The sequence below is a fragment of the Pseudomonas sp. L13 genome (genome assembly GCF_009935965.1).
GTDB lineage: Bacteria > Pseudomonadota > Gammaproteobacteria > Pseudomonadales > Pseudomonadaceae > Aquipseudomonas > Aquipseudomonas lactis.
Map to the genome: position 1 here is coordinate 1 of NZ_QODJ01000128.1, position 4,274 is coordinate 4,274.

At 61.5% G+C, this 4,274-nt stretch carries 3 protein-coding genes; 2 read left to right on the plus strand and 1 reads right to left on the minus strand.

The window, feature by feature from the left end:
* Nucleotides 1–307 precede the first annotated feature (307 nt).
* A complete protein-coding gene (locus DK871_RS28275; protein ID WP_032892304.1) occupies nucleotides 308–607 on the minus strand; it encodes a helix-turn-helix transcriptional regulator in 300 nt (99 codons plus the stop codon).
* A 90-nt stretch (nucleotides 608–697) separates the two neighbouring features.
* On the opposite strand from DK871_RS28275, the gene DK871_RS28280 reads away from it, so the two are divergent.
* Nucleotides 698–1,789: an NADH:flavin oxidoreductase/NADH oxidase gene (locus DK871_RS28280; protein WP_054895667.1), complete on the plus strand. Its 1,092-nt coding sequence runs from the start codon at nucleotides 698–700 to the stop codon at nucleotides 1,787–1,789.
* Nucleotides 1,790–1,978: 189 nt separating this feature from the next.
* Nucleotides 1,979–4,108, plus strand: coding sequence for a TonB-dependent siderophore receptor (locus DK871_RS28285; protein ID WP_161907460.1), 2,130 nt, complete (start codon nucleotides 1,979–1,981; stop codon nucleotides 4,106–4,108).
* Nucleotides 4,109–4,274 lie beyond the last annotated feature (166 nt).

Sequence of the window (4,274 nt, forward strand, 5' to 3'; positions counted from 1 at the left end):
GCTTACTTTTGCGCTTTTCAAAAGTGAGCCGCCGTCAGGGCGGAACCCTAAGTGGCCGTTACCGCAGGAATGGATATACACACAATCCAACGTGTTGACTGCCAGGCCGCCTTCGCGAGCAAGCCCGCTCCCACAGGTTGATCGTGGGATGCCAGGGAGATAGGTGTCAGCTGGCAGGCCGTCATCGCAGGCAAGCCAGCTCCCACAGTTTGACTGTGGTGTGTCAGGGAGATGGGTGGCGGCTGGCAGGCCGTCACGGGAGCAAGCGCCCTCGCCACAGGCCCAGCGTCGCGCCGAAGTTATGCGTCTAGTGCTGTGACAACACACTGGCCAGCAACCCCGGGAAGCGGCTCTCCAGCTCGTCACGGCGCAAAGAGTTCATATGGGTAGTGCCCACATTGCGCGTGTGCACCAGACCGGCATCGCGCAATACCCGGAAGTGATGGGACATGCTGGACTTGGGCCGCCCCCCGTCCAGTTCGCCACAGGTCGCCTCTGGCACGTTGGCCAGGTAGCGCACGATGTCCAGGCGTACGGGGTCGCTCAAGGCGTACAGCACACGCTCAAGGGTCAATTCTAGCGGGGTAGGGTGTTTGAAGGCTCGCATGGGGCGGATCATAACAGGGGGGTAGCGTTCAATACCATAGTTCGATTACCATCGAACTATCGAATCACTCACCCCTTCCTGGAGCTCCCAATGTCGGCCTTGTTCGAACCGTTCAAACTTAAAGACGTGACCTTGCGCAATCGCATTGCTATTCCACCGATGTGCCAATACATGGCCGACGACGGCATGGTCAACGACTGGCACCACGTGCACCTGGCCGGCATGGCCCGTGGTGGTGCCGGCCTGCTGGTGGTCGAGGCCACTGCGGTCGCCCCTGAAGGGCGCATCACCCCAGGCTGCGCCGGGATCTGGAGCGATGCCCACGCCCAGGCATTCGTGCCCATGGTCAAGGCCATCAAGGCCGCAGGTTCGGTGCCGGGTATCCAGATCGCCCACGCCGGCCGCAAAGCCAGCGCCAATCGCCCTTGGGAAGGCGATGACCACATCCCGGCCTCTGATGCCCGTAGCTGGGAAACCATCGCCCCGTCTGCCATCGCGTTCGGCGCCAACCTGCCCAACGTACCGCGTGCCATGACCTTGGAAGACATTGCCCGCGTGCAACAGGATTTCGTCGACGCGGCCCGCCGCGCTCGCGATGCCGGCTTTGAATGGATCGAGCTGCACTTCGCCCACGGTTACCTGGGCCAGAGCTTTTTCTCCGAACACTCCAACCAGCGTACCGATGCCTACGGTGGCAGCTTCGACAACCGCAGCCGCTTCCTCCTCGAAACCCTGGCTGCGGTGCGTGAAGTCTGGCCAGAAAACCTGCCGCTCACCGCTCGGTTCGGCGTGATCGAATACGACGGCCGTGATGAGCAGACCCTCACCGAGTCCATCGAACTGGCCCGCCGTTTCAAGGACGGTGGCCTGGACCTGCTGAGCGTCAGCGTCGGCTTTACCATTCCGGACACCAACATTCCGTGGGGCCCGGCCTTCATGGGCCCGATTGCTGAGCGTGTACGCCGTGAAGCCGGTATCCCGGTGACGTCAGCCTGGGGCTTCGGCACGCCACAACTGGCCCAAGGCGCGTTGCAGGCCGGGCACCTGGACCTGGTTTCGGTAGGTCGTGCACATCTGGCCGACCCGCATTGGGCGTACTTCGCCGCCAAGGAACTGGGCGTGGACAAGTCCTCCTGGACCTTGCCGGCGCCGTACGCGCATTGGTTGGAACGCTATCGCTGAGGTAAGCCTGCGCGTGACATAAGCCACTCGATTGAGTGGCTTTTTTTCGCCTATGGTTTTTCGCGACCTACGCGGCGAAAAATAACAAATGAGAACGGATATCAAACGAGAATGCCCTGATATATGATGCGCGGCGAATTCTTGGCAGGTTTGCCGCCCCATCTGGCTCATTCACTAGGTTCTACCCCCATGCGTCGTACCCTGATTTCCATCTGTGTGCTCCAGGCGTTTTCCCCCTTTGCGTGGGCCGAGCAGGTGCCTGCCGAGAACGCCAGTATCGAGCTGCAAGCGACCAATGTCACCGCCACCGCGGACCTTGAGTCGGCCCAGGGCCCGGTGCGGGGCTACCGTGCCACACGCTCAGCCAGTGCGACGCGCACCGACACCTCTATTCATGAAACCCCGCAGTCCATCAGTGTGGTGTCCAAGGACGTGGTCGAAGACCTCGGTGCAACGCGCCTGCAGGATGCCCTCGACTACGCCGGCGGCGTGGGCCGCGCCAACAATTTTGGCGGGCAGGGCCTGACCACCTTTACCGTGCGCGGCTTCACCACCGGTGAGTTCTACCGCAACGGTTTTCCGATCAACCGCGGTTACCCGAACATGCCGGACGCCAACACCATCGAGCGTCTTGAAGTGTTGCGCGGCCCTGCGACCATGCTCTACGGCCGTGGCGACCCGGGCGGTACCTTCAACGTGGTGTCCAAGCAACCGCTGGCCGAACGCACCGTCACCCTGGGCAGCCAGCTCAATGACCAGGGCATGCAGCGCGGCACCCTGGATGCCTCCGGCCCGCTGGACGAGGAAGGCCGTCTGGCCTATCGCCTGAACGTGGTGGGCGAGGGCGGCGACACCTTCCGCGATCACGTCGAGACGGAACGCTACGGCGTGACACCGGTGCTCACCTGGCAGGCCACCGATGACACCAAGGTGACCTTCGAAGGCGATTTCATGCGCAACAACCACCCGCTGGACCGTGGCCTGACGCGCTTCCCCAACCAGCGTGGCACGCCCTCGCGTGATACGTTCTGGGGCGACAAAAACGCGGGCAAGCTGCACAACGACAACAACATGGCGCAGTTGCGTTTCGAGCATGCACTGAACGACAACTGGGCCCTGGGCGGCGGTTTCCAATGGTTGGACGGCAGCCTGAAAGGCAATGCTATCGAAGCCAACGGGCCGGGCAGCCTGGGCGCCGATGGCCGCACCCTGCAACGCAACTTCAACTACCGCAAGCTGGAATGGACCGACAAGGATTACCAGCTCAACTTGACCGGGCACTTCTCCACTGGCGGCTTCGATCACACGCTGCTCACGGGTATCGAGTACGAGGATTACGACTACAAGTCGATCATCCAGCGTTCCAGCGCAGTTGCGGGTACCTACCCCATCGATATCTTTGACCCGGTGTACGGTCAAACCCGTCCAGCACTGACCCGTACGCCGACCCACGATAAAGAAAACCTCAAGACCTACGCTGCCTTCGTGCAGGACCAAGTCGCCCTCACTGAACGGCTGAAAGTACTGGCCGGTGCGCGTTTTGAGCGTTTCGAGCATGATTACCAGAACTATGTGGGTAAAAGCTGGCAGGCTGCCGACAACGCGGTCACCCCGCGTGTGGGTGTGATCTACGACCTCACCGACACCGTCGCGGTGTATGCCGATGCCGCGCGTTCGTTCAAGCCCAACACTGGCGCCAGTCGTGAAGGTGGTGGTTTTGCGCCGGAGAAAGGTAAGTCCTACGAGATGGGTATCAAGTGGGATGCGCTGGATCGGCAGTTGAGCGTGGATGCGGCGATCTATCAGATCGAGAAGAAGAACGTGCTGACCACCGACCCCGTGGACAATACCTTCAGTGTTGCGGCCGGCCAGGTGCGCAGTCGTGGATTTGACCTGAACGTGGCAGGCAACCTCACGCCCGAATGGCGTGTGATCGGCGGCTACGCCTACGTAGATGCCGAAGTCACCCGTGACAACACTTTGCGCTCCGGCACTCGTTTGATGAACATCCCGCGCAACAGCCTCAGCCTGCTCAATGTCTATGAGTTTCAGGACGGCGCGCTCAAAGGCCTGGGCCTCGGCGCCGGCGGCAAGTACGTCGACCAGCGCGCAGGCCAGACCGCCAACACGGCATTCTCCATGGACGCCTACACCGTGGTCGACTTGCTCGGCTACTACAAAGTCAATGAGCAGGTGCGTCTGAACCTGGATGTGAAGAACCTGTTCAACCGCGAGTATGAAGAAGGCGCGTTCGGCAATATCTACACCTACCCCGGTGCACCGCGTACCGTGCAGGTGGGCATCGCCTACGCCCTGTGATGAACCGCTTCGATATGTGGGAGCCGGCTTGCCTGCGATGACGGCCTGCCAGCCGCCCCCTATCTACCTGACACCCCACGATCCAACTTTGGGAGCGGGCTTGCTCGCGAAGGCGGCCTGACAGGCGACACAGTTGGATTGTGTACATATCCATTGCTGCGGTAAC

Excerpts from the sequence above, each read along its gene's own strand:
- DK871_RS28280 (WP_054895667.1), top strand. The coding sequence starts at position 698 with ATGTCGGCCTTGTTCGAACCGTTCAAACTTAAAGACGTGACCTTGCGC.
- DK871_RS28275 (WP_032892304.1), bottom strand. The coding sequence starts at position 607 with ATGCGAGCCTTCAAACACCCTACCCCGCTAGAATTGACCCTTGAGCGT.
- DK871_RS28285 (WP_161907460.1), top strand. The coding sequence starts at position 1,979 with ATGCGTCGTACCCTGATTTCCATCTGTGTGCTCCAGGCGTTTTCCCCC.